This window comes from Micromonospora chalcea (genome assembly GCF_002926165.1).
In the GTDB taxonomy this organism is placed as follows: domain Bacteria; phylum Actinomycetota; class Actinomycetes; order Mycobacteriales; family Micromonosporaceae; genus Micromonospora; species Micromonospora chalcea.
Window position 1 is genome coordinate 84,740 of the sequence record NZ_MAGP01000165.1, and the last position, 15,641, is coordinate 100,380.

Annotated in this window: 14 protein-coding genes; 11 read left to right on the forward strand and 3 right to left on the reverse strand. The window is 71.8% G+C overall.

Annotated elements, in window-relative coordinates; translation table 11 throughout:
* Window positions 1–24 precede the first annotated feature (24 nt).
* Both BAW75_RS28935 and BAW75_RS28940 read left to right on the forward strand, forming a co-directional pair.
* Window positions 25–1,068: a glycoside hydrolase family 26 protein gene (locus BAW75_RS28935; protein WP_043327759.1), complete on the forward strand. Its 1,044-nt coding sequence runs from the start codon at window positions 25–27 to the stop codon at window positions 1,066–1,068.
* Window positions 1,069–1,257: 189 nt separating this feature from the next.
* Window positions 1,258–4,344: a malectin domain-containing carbohydrate-binding protein gene (locus BAW75_RS28940; protein ID WP_104115632.1), complete on the forward strand. Its 3,087-nt coding sequence runs from the start codon at window positions 1,258–1,260 to the stop codon at window positions 4,342–4,344.
* 96 nt (window positions 4,345–4,440) lie between these two features.
* Here BAW75_RS28940 and BAW75_RS28945 read toward each other — a convergent pair whose 3' ends face one another.
* Window positions 4,441–4,833: a CBS domain-containing protein gene (locus tag BAW75_RS28945; protein ID WP_030499400.1), complete on the reverse strand. Its 393-nt coding sequence runs from the start codon at window positions 4,831–4,833 to the stop codon at window positions 4,441–4,443.
* 112 nt (window positions 4,834–4,945) lie between these two features.
* Between BAW75_RS28945 and BAW75_RS28950 the strand changes: the two genes are divergently transcribed.
* The 4 genes from BAW75_RS28950 to BAW75_RS28965 all read left to right on the forward strand — a co-directional run bounded on the left by BAW75_RS28950 (window position 4,946) and on the right by BAW75_RS28965 (window position 7,955).
* Window positions 4,946–5,401, forward strand: a complete 456-nt coding sequence (locus BAW75_RS28950; RefSeq protein WP_231915615.1) for an NUDIX domain-containing protein — start codon at window positions 4,946–4,948, stop codon at window positions 5,399–5,401.
* 70 nt (window positions 5,402–5,471) lie between these two features.
* Window positions 5,472–6,203: a phosphocholine cytidylyltransferase family protein gene (locus tag BAW75_RS28955; RefSeq protein ID WP_043327756.1), complete on the forward strand. Its 732-nt coding sequence runs from the start codon at window positions 5,472–5,474 to the stop codon at window positions 6,201–6,203.
* Window positions 6,191–7,258 carry an iron-containing alcohol dehydrogenase family protein gene (locus BAW75_RS28960; protein WP_043327755.1) on the forward strand — a complete coding sequence of 356 codons (1,068 nt, stop codon included), beginning with the start codon at window positions 6,191–6,193 and terminating at the stop codon, window positions 7,256–7,258. The genes BAW75_RS28955 and BAW75_RS28960 overlap by 13 nt, the downstream gene beginning before the upstream one ends.
* On the forward strand, window positions 7,233–7,955 hold the full coding sequence (locus BAW75_RS28965; protein ID WP_104115633.1) for a CDP-alcohol phosphatidyltransferase family protein: 723 nt from the start codon (window positions 7,233–7,235) through the stop codon (window positions 7,953–7,955). The genes BAW75_RS28960 and BAW75_RS28965 overlap by 26 nt, the downstream gene beginning before the upstream one ends.
* Window positions 7,956–8,028: 73 nt before the next feature.
* Here the strand turns inward: BAW75_RS28965 and BAW75_RS28970 are convergent, their stop codons facing one another.
* Window positions 8,029–9,303 (reverse strand): glycosyltransferase family 4 protein, encoded by a 1,275-nt coding sequence (locus BAW75_RS28970; protein WP_104115634.1) that lies wholly within the window; start codon window positions 9,301–9,303, stop codon window positions 8,029–8,031.
* A gap of 24 nt (window positions 9,304–9,327) precedes the next feature.
* Here BAW75_RS28970 and BAW75_RS28975 point away from each other — a divergent pair, with 24 nt between their 5' ends.
* The 5 genes from BAW75_RS28975 (at window position 9,328) to BAW75_RS28995 (ending at window position 14,760) form a co-directional block, all read left to right on the forward strand.
* Window positions 9,328–10,188: an Fpg/Nei family DNA glycosylase gene (locus tag BAW75_RS28975; RefSeq protein WP_030499405.1), complete on the forward strand. Its 861-nt coding sequence runs from the start codon at window positions 9,328–9,330 to the stop codon at window positions 10,186–10,188.
* Between the two features lie 325 nt (window positions 10,189–10,513).
* Window positions 10,514–12,022, forward strand: coding sequence for a sugar transferase (locus BAW75_RS28980; RefSeq protein ID WP_064448099.1), 1,509 nt, complete (start codon window positions 10,514–10,516; stop codon window positions 12,020–12,022).
* A 33-nt stretch (window positions 12,023–12,055) separates the two neighbouring features.
* Window positions 12,056–13,279: a sensor histidine kinase gene (locus BAW75_RS28985; RefSeq protein ID WP_104115635.1), complete on the forward strand. Its 1,224-nt coding sequence runs from the start codon at window positions 12,056–12,058 to the stop codon at window positions 13,277–13,279.
* Window positions 13,276–14,031, forward strand: coding sequence for a LytR/AlgR family response regulator transcription factor (locus tag BAW75_RS28990; protein WP_043327751.1), 756 nt, complete (start codon window positions 13,276–13,278; stop codon window positions 14,029–14,031). The genes BAW75_RS28985 and BAW75_RS28990 overlap by 4 nt, the downstream gene beginning before the upstream one ends.
* Before the next feature lie 66 nt (window positions 14,032–14,097).
* Window positions 14,098–14,760, forward strand: coding sequence for a DUF5701 family protein (locus BAW75_RS28995; protein WP_244206305.1), 663 nt, complete (start codon window positions 14,098–14,100; stop codon window positions 14,758–14,760).
* Window positions 14,761–14,782: 22 nt separating this feature from the next.
* Here the strand turns inward: BAW75_RS28995 and BAW75_RS29000 are convergent, their stop codons facing one another.
* Window positions 14,783–15,334, reverse strand: coding sequence for a Uma2 family endonuclease (locus BAW75_RS29000; protein ID WP_167435631.1), 552 nt, complete (start codon window positions 15,332–15,334; stop codon window positions 14,783–14,785).
* Window positions 15,335–15,641: the final 307 nt, after the last annotated feature.

Sequence of the window (15,641 nt, forward strand, 5' to 3'; positions counted from 1 at the left end):
GTGGTACGACGGTTACGACTGACGATGGCTGCCGTGCTGGGCCTGGCCTTGCTGGCACCGGCCGTGACGGCCTGTGAGATCGGCTCCGAACGGTCCGACGAGGGGACCACGGCGGCGCCGCCTCCACCGACCGTGACGCCGCGGACCGCGCCGGTCCGCACCACCGGCCGCGGGCCGGAGCCGCCGGAGCAGGGCGCCTGGCTCGGCACCTGGGTCAAGCCGCAGTACCACACCGCCACCGGGCGGGCCGCCGCGTTCGACGAGTTCAACCGGGCCGCCGGCGGCACACTCGCCATCGCGCACATGTTCCACGAGTGGAACGAGCCGTTCCCGGGCGCCAGCGAGCGGGCGTTCCAGGCCCGGGGCAGGCTCCAGATGATCTCCTGGCAGGGCACCGACACCCGCTCCACGGTCAGCGGCATCTACGACACGCTGATCCGGGAACGCGCGCGCGACGTCAAGGAGTTCGGCGTTCCGGTGCTGCTGCGCTACCGGTGGGAGATGGACCGGCCGAACCTGGCCGCGAGCATGCACTCGCCGGAGGACTACGTCGCCGCGTGGAAGCACGTCCGCGGCATCTTCACGGAGATGGGCGTCACCAACGCGGCCTGGGTGTGGTGCCCGCACGCGGACGGCTTCGCCGAGCCGCAGCGCCGGGCCGCCGCCTACTACCCCGGCGACGACCAGGTCGACTGGCTCTGCGCCGACGTCTATCCCAGCCCGGAGTGGAACAGCTTCTCCAACCGCATGGACCACTTCATGGCGTTCGCCAAGAAGCACCCGCGGCCGGTCGTCATCGGCGAGTTCGGCCTGACCCAGGACGGGCGTCCGGGCCAGCGTGCCGACTGGATGCGCGAGGTCGGGCCGTACCTGAAGAAGCACCCGCAGATCAAGGCGGCGGTCTACTTCGCGGCGAAGCAGACGCAGAAGCCGATTTACGACAGCACGTTCGGCGACGACCCGGAAAGCGAGAAGGTCTTCCGGGAGATGGCGACGGATCCGTACTTCCAGCCGCCGATGCCCGACCTGAGCGTCCCCTCAGGGACACCCTCCGTGTCCGGCGAGTGATAGTCGCTCGTCTTTTCGTGCGACCCGGGCCGTTTCCTCGGCCAAAAAGGCCGATCCCGGGTGGACGCGCGACCGGCGAATGCGAGAAGGTATTGCTCTCACGTCTGCGGTCGGTCGAGTGACGCCCCGCCTCAAGTCGGCACCGGCCACGATCGCAGCGCCTCCGACGTATTCCCCCCGGAGTAGCCTGTGGCTTCCTCGATCCTGAGACACCGCTCGGTGTCCGCCTTCGGCGCTGCCGTACTCGGCATCGCCACCCTGTTCACACCGGTGCCGGCGCTCGCCGCGCCGACCACCGCGCCCGCGCCCGACCACAGCACGATGGTCGGCGAGGTGCCCTCGGACAAGACGCCGAACATCAACGACGGCAACGTGGTGGCCATCCACGACGCCGGCAGCAAGGTGATCGTCGGCGGCTCGTTCACCAATGCGCAGAACCGGGGTTCCTCACCCACTCCGGTCGACCGGCGCGGGCTGCTCGCCTTCGACAAGGCCACCGGCAAGATCGACAATGCGTTCGCGCCGGTGCTGGACAACGACGTCACCGCCATCATCGCCGGCCCGACCCCGGGCACCGTCTACGTGGCCGGCAAGTTCAACAAGGTCGGCGACAAGAACTTCCGCAAGCTGGCGCTGCTGAACGTCGCCGACGGCACCCCCGTCGAAGGGTTCAAGGGCCCGGCGTTCAACGGCACCGTCAGCGACATCGCGCTCGTCGACGGCCACCTGCTCGTCGGCGGCATCTTCACCACCGTCACCGCGACGACCACCCGCAACGGGCTGGCCTCGCTGAACCCGACCACCGGCGCGGTGGACGACTACCTCACCGTGGCGCTGACCGAGAACCACAACTGGACCCCGACCAACAACGGGGCCTCGGCCGGAGTCGGCGTGGAGAAGTTCACCGTCTCGCCGGACGGCAAGCACCTCGTGGTCATCGGCAACTTCAAGAAGGCCGACGGCGTCGTGCACGACCAGATCGTGCGGATCAACCTGGGCACCAGCTCGGCCACCGTCGCCGACTGGAACACCGACAGCTACGCCGCGGCCTGCAAGTACACCGCGTTCGACTCGTGGGTGCGCGACGTCCAGTTCTCCCCGGACAGCAAGTACTTCGTGGTCGTTACCACCGGCGCGTCCTACCCCGGCACGCTCTGTGACTCCGCGGCCCGCTGGGAGACCGACGCCACCGGCGCCGGCCAGAAGCCGACCTGGACGAACTTCAGCGGCGGCGACACCTTCCTCTCCGTCGGCATCAGCGAGAAGGCCATCTACGTCGGCGGCCACTTCCGCTGGTCGAACAACCCGCTCGCCCGGGACAAGGCCGGACCGGGCGCACCGCCGCGCGCCAGCATCGCCGCCCTCGACCCGGTCAGCGGCCTGCCGCTGTCCTGGAACCCGGGCCGCCACCCGCGCGGCTACGGCGTCACCGAGATGCTGGTGACCCCGGAGGGGCTCTGGCTGGGCAGCGACCAGGAGTACATCGGCGACTTCGACTACCAGCGCAAGCGGCTCGCGTTCTTCCCGCTGGCCGGTGGCAACGCCCCGCACTCGACCAGCACCAAGGGCCTGCCGGGCAACGTCTACCAGGCCGGTCGCGCGGCGCAGACCGAGGTGCTCTACCGGGTCAACGCCGGCGGTCCGGCCATCCCGGCCACCGACGGCGGGCCGGACTGGGCCGCCGACAGCGAGGCCTCGCCGAGCCCGTACCACAACACCGGCAACAGCGTGACCACGTACCCGACGAACGCCACGTTCGACGCCACCGTGCCGGCGAGCACGCCGGCCACGCTGTTCAACTCGGAGCGGTGGGACGAGGCGACCGCGCCGGACATGCAGTGGGACATCCCGGTCGCGGCCGGCACCCGGATCGACGTCCGCATCTACATGGCCAACCGCTGGTCCGGCACGAGCAAGCCGGGTAACCGCAAGTTCGACGTCAGCGTCGACGGCGTGCTCAAGCTGAACGACTTCGACCCGGTCGCCGCCGCCGGTGGCACCGACCGCGGCACGATGCAGTCGATCTCCCTGGTCAGCGACGGCGTGGTCGACATCGACTTCGGCCGGGTGGTCCAGAACCCGCTGGTCCACGGCATCGAGATCGTCAAGACCGCGCCCACCCCGGACGCCTCGGACGTGCTCTACCGGGTCAACGCCGGTGGCGACCAGATGGCCGCGCCGAGCGGGCCGGCCTGGGCCGCGGACACCGCCGCCGCGCCGAGCACCTACCACAACACCGGCAGCCAGGTGACCAGCTACCCCACCAACGCCGCGCTCGACGCCACCGTGCCGGCCGGCACGCCGGTCGAGCTGTTCAACTCGGAGCGGTGGGACGAGTCGACCGCGCCGGACATGCAGTGGGACTTCCCGGTTCCGGCCGGCACGCCGGTGCAGGTGCGCCTCTACCTGGCGAACCGCTACGCCGGCACCGCCACCGCCGGCAAGCGCAAGTTCAACGTCAGCATCGACGGCGTCGTCAAGCTGAGCAACTTCGACCCGATCACGGCGATCGGCGCCACCAACCGGGGCACCATGCGGGCGTTCCCGGTCACCAGTGACGGCAACATCGACATCGACTTCGGTCGCGTCCTGGAGAACCCGCTGGTGCAGGCCATCGAGATCGTCAAGCTGCCGCCGGTGCCGCCGTCCACCACGGTGGACAGCATCACCAAGCGGACGTACGACGGCGCGTCCTCGGTCGGCAACGCGATGTCGGTGCCGAACGGCGACAACACCGGCTGGTCGAACATCAAGGGCGCGTTCTGGGTCGGCGGTGACCTGTTCTACGGCGTCGGCGGCGACCTCTACAAGCGCTCGTTCGACGGCACCGAGTTCGGCACCGCGAAGAAGCTGGACCCGTACCACGACGCGAAGTGGGACCTGGTCGTCACCGGCTCCGCGCCGGAGGGCTCCACCTACGCCGGCATGACCGGCAACTTCTCCGCCGAACTGCCGAACGTGACCGCGATGTTCTACTCCAAGGGCCGGGTCTACTACTCGCTGGCCGGTCAGAGCACGCTGTTCTGGCGCGGGTTCGCGCCGGACACCGGCACCGTCGGCGCCGAGCGCAACACGGTCACCGGCACCACCGGCTTCGCCGACGCGGGCGGCCTGTTCCTGGACGGCGACACGCTCTACGTCGTCTCCCGGAGCACCGGCAACCTCGCCTCGATGGCGTGGTCGGGCGGCGTGCCGACCGGTACCGCCACGGTGCGCAGCGGTCCGAGCGTCGACGACGTGGACTGGCGCGGCACCTCGGTCTTCGTCGGCCCCTGACGGGCGGCACGACCGAAACAGAACACACACGACGATGGCCCGGCCGGTATCGGCCGGGCCATCGCCCTTCTCCGGCGCCCGTCGCGCCGGCCCGGTTCAGCTCCGGGTCGGCGCGTGCTGCCCCGCCCAGACCCGCATCAGATCCCGTACCGAGATCACTCCAGCCACCTCACGCCCGTCGAGCACGACCAGGTGCCGGAAACCGCCCCGGGCCATCGCCGCGGCGGCCTCCTCGACCGTCCAGTCCGGGCCGGCGTAGACGACGTCCCAGGTCAGGTGCGCGCCGGTGCGCTCGACATCCGGGTCGAGCCCGGCACCGATCGCCTTCAGCACGTCGCGTTCGGTCATGATCCCGACCCCTTCGGAGTCCGGGTCGATCACGACCGCCGACCCGACACCGCGGGCCGACATCATCCGGGCCGCCTGCCGGAGCGTGTGCTCCGGCCCGACCACGAGTACCTCGCTGGACATCGCTTCGCGTACCTGCATCACACATCACCCCTGTGGGACGGCGACTGAGTACGGACATGGTGGGCCCTCTATGCGTACCGGGACAAGGACGGGCATCGCCGGAGGCGGCGCGGATGGCTACTGTCGGAGGGTGCCCACCGAGCCCCTGCGCTGCGCCGGCGCGCTGATCGTCGACGACGACGGCCGCATCTTCATCCAACGCCGATCCCCCGACCGACGCCTCTTCCCGAACTGCTGGGACATCGTCGGCGGCCACCTCGAACCGGGCGAGGAGATCGACGACGCGCTGCGCCGGGAGGTCACCGAGGAGACCGGCTGGTCCGTGTCGCACGTGCTCGGCCTGGTCGGCGAATACCGTTACACCGCCGACGACGGGCTGACCCGGGTGGAGACCGACTTCCTGGTCCGGGTGGACGGCGATCTGAGCCGCCCTCGGCTGGAGGCCGGCAAGCACACCGAGTTCCGCTGGCTGGCGGAGTCGGACGTCGACCTGCTCGACGAGCATCGGGACGTCAACGACGGGCTGATCCGGCGGATCGCCGAGGACGGCTTCGCCGCGCTGCGTTCGATCGGGCTGACGGGCTGAACCACTGCCGGTCGGCGCCCGACGATATCCTCGCCGGGTGGAATCGGGTCGAGAAGAGGAGCGTGTCGGCATGATCGGGATGGTGCTCGCCGCGGGAGCGGGGCGCCGGCTGCGGCCGTACACCGACACCCTGCCCAAGGCCCTGGTGCCGGTCGACGGGGAGACCACCATCCTCGACATCGCGCTGCGCAACCTCGCCGAGGTGGGGCTGAACGAGGTCGTGATCGTGGTCGGCTACGCGGCCGACGCGGTGCGGCAGCGGCAGGCCGCCCTGGAGGAGAAGTACGGCGTCACGCTCACCCTGGTCCACAACGACAAGGCCGAGGAGTGGAACAACGCGTACTCGCTCTGGCTGGCGCGCGAGTACTTCTCCCGGGGCGTGTTGCTCGTCAACGGCGACACCGTGCACCCGGTGAGCGTGGAGAAGACGCTGCTGGCCGAGCGCGGGCCGGGCATCCTGCTCGCCGTGGACACGCTCAAGCCGCTGGCCGAGGAGGAGATGAAGACCACCTTCGACGCCGCCGGCCAGCTCACCCGCATCACCAAGTTGATGGACCCGGGCGAGGCGTACGGCGAGTACATCGGCGCGACGCTGATCGAGCCGCAGGTGGCCGAGCCGCTCGCGGACGCGCTGGAGGCGACCTGGCGGCGCGACCCGAACCTCTACTACGAGGACGGCTACCAGGAGTTCGCCGAGCGCGGCGGCGAGGTGCGGGCGGCCCCGATCGGTGACGTCTCCTGGGTCGAGGTCGACAACCACGCCGATCTGGCCCGGGCGCGGGAGATCGCGTGCCGCTACTAGCCCGCAGCGTCCTCACCCCGCTGCACATCGACGTGCGGCGGGGCGCGGTGGCCGACCTGGCGGCGATCCTCTCCGACGGGCGGATCTCCGCCGGTGGCGACGTCGCCGTGGTGGTCGGGCCGGGGCAGGGCGAACGGATCGCCGAGCTGATCCGGCCGTCGTTGCGCTCGGCCGACGTGTTCACCGTGGCCGGGGGGACGCTGGACGCCGCCGACGACCTGGGGACGAAGCTGCGCGCCCGGTCGTACGACGCGGTGGTCGGCATCGGCGGCGGCAAGACCATCGACGTGGCCAAGTACGCGGCGACCCGGCGCGGGCTGCCGATGGTGTCGGTGGCGACGAGCCTCGCCAACGACGGCATCGCCTCCCCGGTGGCGAGCCTGATTACCGAGGGCCTGAAGGGGTCCTACGGCGTGCACATCCCGATCGCGGTGATCGTGGACCTGGACTTCGTGGAGGCCGGGCCGGAGCGGCACAACCGGGCCGGCATCGGCGACGTGGTCAGCAACATCAGCGCGCTGGCGGACTGGGAACTGGCCCGGCGGGTCCGTGGTGAGCGGGTCGACGGGCTGGCCGCCTCGCTGTCGCGCGCGGGCGCCGAGGCGGTGCTCAACCACCCGGGTGACATGAACGACGACGGCTTCGTCACGGTGCTCGCCGACGCGCTGATCTCCAGTGGCCTGGCGATGGCGATCGAGGGCACCAGCCGGCCGTGCAGCGGCGGCTGCCACGAGATCATGCACGCGATCGACGCGCTGTTCCCCGGTACCGCCTCGCACGGCGAGCTGGCCGGGCTCGGCGCGCTGTTCTGCACGTACCTGCGCGGCGACGAGCGCCGGTTCGCCGAGATGGCGGCTTGCCTGACCCGGCACGGGCTGCCCCGGCTGCCTGCCGAGGTCGAGCTGACCGACGACCAGTTCGTGGAGGCGGTGCAGTTCGCGCCGGCCACCCGGCCGGACCGCTACACCATCCTCGAACACCTCGCGATGTCGGCTACCGAGACGCGGGAGCGGCTGGCAGACTACGCCGGTGCCCTCCGCGACCACATTGGCTGAGCCCCGTCCCACAGTCGCCGACTTCCACCGGGTCAACCGGGGAGGCGGCTTGTTCAGCGAGTCGATCAGTCAGTGGATCGGGGCGGCCTTCGCGCTTGCCGCCCAGCGCCTGGGGTTGCGCCCGACCGCGCTGACGCTGGCCAACCTGGTGCTGGGGCTGGCCGCCTCGGTCACCGTGGTGGCGCTCGCCGACGACGTGGCCGCCGGCACCGTACCGGCCTGGGCGGTCGGGCTGTTCGCGCTGGTCGCGTGGCAGATCGCGTACGCGCTGGACTGCGCCGACGGGCAGCTCGCCCGGGTGACCGGTCAGGGCAGCGCGGCCGGCGCCCGGATCGACGTGCTCTGCGACGTGGCCGCCCAGATCGCGCTGGTCGCGGCCATCGGCGCGACGGCGGTGGCGCAGCGCCCGTCCACGCCGGTCTGGCTGGTGGCGGTGTTCGCGGGCACCTGGATGGTCAACCTGGTGACGTCGGTGATGCAGTCCGGGCCGAACGCGGCGAGCATGGTCACCTCGACCTCGCTCCCGGTACGCCTGGCGAAGCTGGTCCGCGACTACGGTGCGGTGATCTTCGTGGCCGGTCTGGTGCTGGCTTTCGCGCCCGCGCTGGCGTTCTGGGTGATGGTCGCGTTCACGATCGTCAACGGCGGCTTCCTGCTGGCGAGCATCGCCTTCTCCGCCCGCGCCTCCCTGCGGTAAGGAAGGGCCCCTTCTTAACGCCTCGTGCATAAAAAGGGGCCCTTCCTAACACCCGGGCTCAGCACACCTGGGCTCAGCGCGCGGGGCGGCCTCCGGGGGCGGCCAGGCCGGCGTAGATGTCGATCAGGCGCTTGGTGATCACGTCGGGGTGGAACGTGCGCTCGTACCGGCTCCGGGCCGCCGGAGCCAGCGCTGTCGCCTCGGCGGCGGCCTGCGGCAGCGCGGCGGCCAGCGCGTCCGCCTCCGGCGCCACCACCCAACCCGCCTCGCCGCGCTGCACCCCGGACGGCAACGCGACATGCCCGTCGCCGGGCGCGGCGGTGGCCACCTCGGCCGGGCCGGTGCCGGCGGGCTCGCGCGGGCCGTCCGCGCCCACCAGGTACGGGATGCCGCCCAGCGCGGTGCCGAGCACCGGCCGCCCGGACGCCAGCGCCTCGATGATCACGGTGGGCAGCACGTCGTGCCAGGTGGAGGTGGCCAGCACCACGGAGCTGTCGGCCAGCGCCGCGCGTACCCCGGAGCGGTCGAGCTGGCCCAGGTAGAGAACGTCGGACCGCTCCGCGGCGGCCGCCTCGGCGAGCGGGCGCAGCTCGCCGTCACCGGCGATGCGCAGCGGGCCGAGCGCACCCACCGGATGCCGCCGCCACGCGGCGAGCAGCAGGTCCAGCCCCTTCTCCGGGCTGAGCCGCCCCATGAAGAGGAAGCCGTTCCCGACCGGCGCCGGTGTGCCCGGGTCGGGTACCGCGTTCGGCTTGACCACGATCCGCTCGTCCGGGATGCCGTAGTCGCGCAGATGATCAGCCACAGCCGTGGTGAGCGCGATGTACCGGTCCACCGACTTCCAGGTCGGGCGGTGCACGGCGAGCGTGGTCGCCATCAGCGCGCTCTGCGCCCGCGAGTTGCGGTAGCAGCGGTGCACGATCGCCGGCACGCCCAGCGCCCGGCCCCGGCAGTCCTGGCAGATCACGCCGTCACGGAAGTACAGCCCGGAGGAACAGACCTGCCGGTAGTTGTGCACCGTCTGCACCACCGGCACCCCGCGCTTGTGCGCGGTCCGCACCACCCAGGGCGAGAGCAGAGGGTACGGGTTGTGCAGGTGCAGCACGTCCGGCCGGTGCTCGGTCAGCAGGCGGTCGAGGTCGTGCTGGGCCTTCGGGGCCCAGATCGGCGAGATCGGCAGCAGCGCCTTGGCCGGCTTGGACATCGACGGGATCTCGTCGGAGCTGCGCAGGAACGGCAGCACCTCCACGCCGGCGGCGGTGAGCTGGGCGATCTCCGCGTCGACGATGGTGTTCTCGCCGGAGGGCTGGGCTTCCCGGTACCGGTTGTGCGCCACCACGATTCTCACGGGAAAGAAGGCTACCGTTGGACGATGCCCGAACTTCCGGAGGTGGAAGCGCTCGCCGGTTACCTGCGCGAGCGCGCGGTGGGCCGCCGCGTGGAGCGGTTCGAGGTCGCCGCGATCAGCGCGCTCAAGACGTACGACCCGCCGCCGAGCACTGTCGCCGGCCGTACGGTCACCGGCGCCGGCCGGTACGGCAAGTTCCTCGATGTCCGGTTCGACGAGGGACTGCACCTGGTGGTCCACCTGGCCCGGGCAGGCTGGCTGCACTACCGGGAGGCGTTCCCGGCGGCGACCCCGCTGCGGCCCGGCAAGGGCCCGATCGCGGTGCGGGTACGCCTCGACGACGGCTCCGGCTTCGACCTGACCGAGGCGGGCACCCAGAAGAAGCTGGCCGCCTATCTGGTCACCGACCCGGCGCTGGTGCCGGGTGTGGCGAAGCTCGGGCCGGACGCGCTGGAGGCGGATCTGCCGACCTTCGCCGAGCGGCTGCGCAGTCGCCGGGGCCAGGTGAAGGGCGTGCTGACCGACCAGTCGGTGCTCGCCGGGGTGGGTAACGCGTACTCCGACGAGATCCTGCACGCGGCGCGGCTCTCGCCGTTCGCGATCACCGACCGGCTCACCGACGACCAGCTCGCCGGCCTGCACGCGGCGACGCGCACGGTCCTCGGCGACGCGGTACGCCGGTCGATGGGCCAGCGGGCGGCGGAGCTGAAGGGCGAGAAGCGCTCCGGGCTCAAGGTGCACGCCCGCAAGGGCCTGCCGTGTCCGGTCTGCGGCGACACGGTGCGTGAGGTCTCGTTCGCCGATTCGAGCCTCCAGTACTGCCCCACATGTCAGACCGGCGGGAAGCCGCTGGCTGACCGAAGGTTGTCCCGTCTCGTACGGTGAGTAACCGCACCCGGCGATTACTGAGTGGAATCGACCCGGGATCACCGAAGGTCCGGGTCCGCCCCTCTACCCGAGTGGTCATCCATCGGTATAGTGGCTCGGTCCCCGGCTTCACAACTGATTCGGAGCCGGCCAGATCTCACCGAGCACCAGCGGCACGGCTTCTTCGCGGGGGCCGGTCCGGGCCGGGCCCGCGTGGGAGACTGGGACGGTGAGCGACCCGGATCCTCACGGCGAGTGAGGGTGCGGGTCATGCGGGAGGACATGGGTTGAGGTGACGACAAGCCTCCAGCGCCCGGTAACCGACAGAGGCCGGAGCAAGAGCGTGCGGCACGTCGACAGCTTTGAGATCCAGCCGCCGACTCCGCCGTCGCACAACGGCGTACCCCGGTCGGCGTGGGCCCGCGCCCGGCGCCGGGTCTCCCGGTGGCACCGGCCCTACATCCTGTTCCTGCTGCTGCTCGACTTCGGCGCGGCGGCTCTGGCCAGCTTCCTGGCAGTGCAGATCTTCGAGCAGGCCGACTCGGGCTTCCGCAACTCCCCGCAAGCCTGGTTCTACACCGTGGCGTTCGTGCTCCTGCCGCTCGGCTGGCTGCTCTTCCTCTGGGGCAACCGGGCCTACGACCGGCGCTACCTGGGGCTCGGCCCGGACGAATTCAAGCGGGTGATCCGGGCCGGCGTGGCGGTGGCGGCGGCGGTCTCGTTCATCGCCTTCGCCACGAAGACCTACTCCCTGTCCCGGTGGACGGTCGGCTTCGCGCTGCTCGGCGCGATGTTGCTGATCGTGCTCGGCCGCATGATCGCCCGGGCCGCCCTGCACGGGCTGCGCCGCCGGTTCGGGCACGCCGGGCACCGGATGGTGCTCGTCGGCACGCTGCCCGAGTGCCTGGAGGTCTACACCACTGTCACCCGGCACCCGTCGGTCGGCCTGATCCCGGTGGCCATCCACCTCACCGACGGGTACGCCGCCGCCCGCGGCCTGGAGACCCCGGTGCCGGTGTACGCGGGCCGCGACGTGCTCGCCCTGGTACGTGAGGTCGGCGGCGACACCATCGCGGTCTGCGGCTCGGCCAGCGCCGAGCCGGGCGAGCTGCGCCGCCTGGCCTGGCAGCTGGAGGGCTCCGGCGTCGACCTGGTGGTCGCGCCCCAGCTCACCGACATCGCCGGTCCCCGGGTGCACATCCGCCCGATCGAGGGCCTGCCGCTGCTGCACGTCGAGGAGCCGACCCTGTCCGGGCCGGCGCTGCTGGTCAAGAACCTGATGGACCGGGTGGCCGCCGGCCTGGGCCTGCTGATGCTGGTCCCGCTCTTCGCCGCCATCGCCCTGGCCATCCGGATCTCCGACCCCGGGCCGGTCTTCTTCCGCCAGCCCCGCGTCGGGCACGAGGGGCGGACGTTCCGGGTCTGGAAGTTCCGGACCATGTACGTCGACGCCGAGGAGCGGCTCGCCGGTCTGGTCGACCGGAACGAGACCGACGGCATGCTGTTCAAGATGAAGCAGGACCCCCGGGTCTTCCCGGTGGGCCGCTTCCTGCGGGCCACGTCGCTGGACGAGCTGCCCCAGCTGATCAACGTGCTGTGGGGCGAGATGTCGCTCGTGGGCCCGCGCCCGCTGCCCGCCGACGACGGCGACTTCCTGGGCGACGTACGCCGCCGGCTGCTGGTCCGGCCGGGCATGACCGGGCTGTGGCAGGTGTCCGGCCGCTCCGACCTGTCCTGGGACGAGGCGGTCCGGCTCGACCTCTACTACGTCGACAACTGGTCGCTGGCGTACGACCTGAGCATCCTGTGGCGGACCGTGGGCGTGGTGCTGGCCCGCAAGGGCGCGTACTAGCGCTACCGGGCCGGCACCCGGCAGGATCGATGCGTGGGTGGCAACCTCTCCGCCGTCTTCGCCGTCGTCTCGCTCGTGACCGCGTTGGCGGCGGCGCTCTGGGCGGTGCTGCGGCTGCGTGGCCGACGGGGCATCGCCACGGCGACGCAGCGCGCCACGTACGAGGTGCTGCACACCGCCGGGCTCGCCGCCGAGCCGCTGCGCGCCGGGCTGACCGCCGCGGACGCGGCGAAGGCCGTACGCCATCTGCGGGCCCTGGTGGGCGCGGCCGGGCTGGCGCTGCCGGACCGGGACACGCTGCTCGCCGTCGACGGGCAGGGCGCGCACCACGGCGATCAACTGGTCGCGGCGGCCCGGCGCGCGGTCGGCAGCGGGCGTTCCACCGTGCTGGGCGAGTCGGAGCTGCGCTGCGACCTGGTCGACTGCCCGGTCCGCGGCGCGGTGGTGGCGCCGCTGCGCGCGGACGGCCGGGTGGTCGGCGCGCTGGTGGCGGTGGCCGGCGAGCGGCCGGCCCCGGGTCTGGTGCAGGCCACGCTGGAGACCGCGCACTGGGCGGGCGACCAGCTCGCCCTGGCCGAGCTGGAGTCGTCGCGGGAGCGGCTCGCCCGGGCCGAGGTGCGCGCGTTGCGCGCCCAGATCAGCCCGCACTTCATCTACAACGCGCTGACCGCGATCGGTTCGTTCGTGCGTACCGACCCGGAGCGGGCCCGGGAGCTGATCCTGGAGTTCGCCGAGTTCACCCGCTACTCGTTCCGGGCGCACGGCGAGTTCACCACGCTCGCCGAGGAGCTGCGCTCGATCGACCGCTACCTGACCATCGAGCGGGCGCGGTTCGGCGAGCGGCTCCAGGTGCGCCTGCAGATCGCCCCCGAGGTGCTGCCGGTGACGCTGCCGTTCCTCTGCCTGCAGCCGCTCGTGGAGAACGCGGTCCGCCACGGGTTGTCCCGCAAGCCGGGCACCGGCATGGTGAGCATCGAGGCCCGGGACGCGGGCGCGGAGTGTCACATCACGGTGGAGGACGACGGGGTGGGGATGGATCCGACGACGCTGACCGCCGGGATCGCCGAGCTGTCCGGGGCGGGCAGCGACCCGGCCGACGACCCGGGGCAGCACGTCGGCCTCTCGAACGTCGACGAACGGCTCCGGTCGGTCTTCGGGGACGGGTTCGGCCTGGTCGTCGAGACCGGCCTCGGCTCGGGTACGAAGGTGAGCATGCGGGTGCCGAAGTTCCACCCCGGCGTACGGGTTTCCTCGTGACGGGGTTCCTTCGGGTGCTGGCGGTGGACGACGAGCCGCCCGCGCTGGACGAGCTGGCGTACCACCTGCGCGCCGATCCCCGGGTGGCCCGGCTGCACACGGCGGGGGACGCGACAGAGGCGCTGCGGGTGCTCCGCGACGACGACGTGGACGTGGTGTTCCTCGACATCCGGATGCCGGGGCTGGACGGCATGGAACTGGCCCGGGTGCTGCGCCGGTTCGCCCGTCCGCCGGCGATCGTGTTCGTCACCGCGTACGACGACGGCGCGGTGGACGCGTTCGACCTGGGCGCCACCGACTACGTCCGCAAGCCGGTACGCGCCGAGCGGCTGGCCGAGTCGCTGCGCCGGGTGATCGGCTCCCGGGTGGTGCCGTCGCACCCGGCCGCGCTGGCCCGGGCGGAGGAGGATCCGACCATCCCGATCGAGCTGGCGGGCACCACCCGGATGCTGCCCCGTTCGGCGGTGCGGTGGGTGGAGGCGCAGGGCGACTACGCGCGCCTGCACACGGCGGACGGGTCGCACCTGGTCCGGGTCTCGCTGGCGACGCTGGCCGAGCGCTGGGCCGATGCCGGGTTCGTCCGGATCCACCGTTCGTACCTGGTGCAGTTGCGGCTCATCGCCGAGTTGCGGCTGGTCAACTCCGGCTATGTGGTGGTGATCGACGGATCCGAGCTGCCGGTCAGCCGCCGGCACACCCGGGAGCTGAAGGACAAGCTGGTACGCGCCGCGAAGCAGGACTGGAGTCGCTGAGGGACGGGTCACCGCAAACCCTGGCGTACAATGTACGGCAGACCGTACGACAGGGTGGGGGACCGCATGTCCGACGACCGCTTCGACGCCGCCGCAGAATTCGACAGCCAGCTCGACCGCCTCGTTCAACTCGGCTATCCGGCGCTGGCCGGGCAGACCGAGGAGACGTTCCGCGCCCTGCTCAGCCCGCTGCGCGACGCGGCGGTCACCGGTTCCGCCGGGCTGCGCGGCCCCACCGAGGGGCGGGTGCCGTTCCTGCTGGTGACCACGCGGGAACTGGTGCCGGTGCCGGAGCGGATCGCGCTCACCACGCTCGTCGGCAAGCGCAAGACCGGCATCCTCGACCGGAACTTCCCCGCCGACGACCTGCCCACCTTCCACCCGATCAAGGAGCTGGAGGTGCCGGCCGGGCCCGCGTACCTGCTCTTCGACGTGGATCGGGGCGAGGAGTACCGCAACGTGGCGCCGTCGGCCGGGCTGGAGGACATGACCGCGAAGGACCGGCTCCCCATCACCATCGACGAAGGTCTGGCGTTCGTCACGCTGTACCCGGCGGCGCTGGCGAGCAACAGGTGCTTCTCGCTGGTGGGCTCGCGCTGCGGTGACCGGCGGGTGCCCGCGCTCTGGATCAGTCAGGGCGCGCCGAAGCTCGGGTGGTGCTGGTTCGGCAACCCGCACACCTGGCTGGGCTCGGCGACCGCGAACCCGGTACGGGTGGGACTCGGCTGACGCCCAGGCGGGATCAGGGCGCTCAGAAGATCTCGGCGACCGGCAGGACGAGCGGGAACGGCTGGTCGGCGCGGTACACGTCGGCGGTGGAGAGCACCGCCGCCTCGCGGTAGCGGCCGTCGACGTTCTCCAGCACGGTCAGGGTCTCCTTGCGCGGCTCGACGAGCCAGTAACGCGCGATGCCGGCCACGCCGTACTCGTGGCGCTTGAGGACCAGGTCACGACCGGCGTTGCCGGGCGAGACGACCTCGACCACGAGCAGCACGTCGGCCGGGGCGAGGGCCGGGCCACCCCGTTCCAGTGCCTCCTCGCGGGCGACGAAGACGTCCGGCACGAAGTAGGAGGAGCGCTTCGCGCTGACGCCGACGTCCTGCCCGACGAGCAGACCGGCCGGAGCCTGCCGGTCGAGGAGCCGGCGGAGACGGTTGGCGATCGCGCCGTGCCGGACGTCGGCGTGTGGGGACACGAGCAGGCTCCCGTCGAAGATCTCGTAGTCCTGGCCGTCCTCGGGGAGGTCCTGGAGGTCGTCCACCGTCCAGACGTCGCCGGTGCCGGGTCGTGCCGGGCTGGTCACTGTCACACCTCCTCTCTACCGGCTCACCCTGACACCCCGCCCGGTCGTCCACAACGACTCCGCGCCGTCCACCGGGTTATCCACAGGGGTGAAGCGTTATCCACAGGTTGTGCACAGGGCGCAACGGCGCGGTCTTGACAATTCGGCTCAGCGGGCGAGACTGCCGGGGGTGACCGGAGCCGAGGAACAGCATCCACCGGGGCGGCCCGTCGAGACCGCCCCGGTGCGCGGCCCGCGCGCGTCGCCGGCGCCCGCCCCCCGGCAGCCGGAGAGCCCGCAGCCGACCGCCACCCCGCAGCGGACCCGG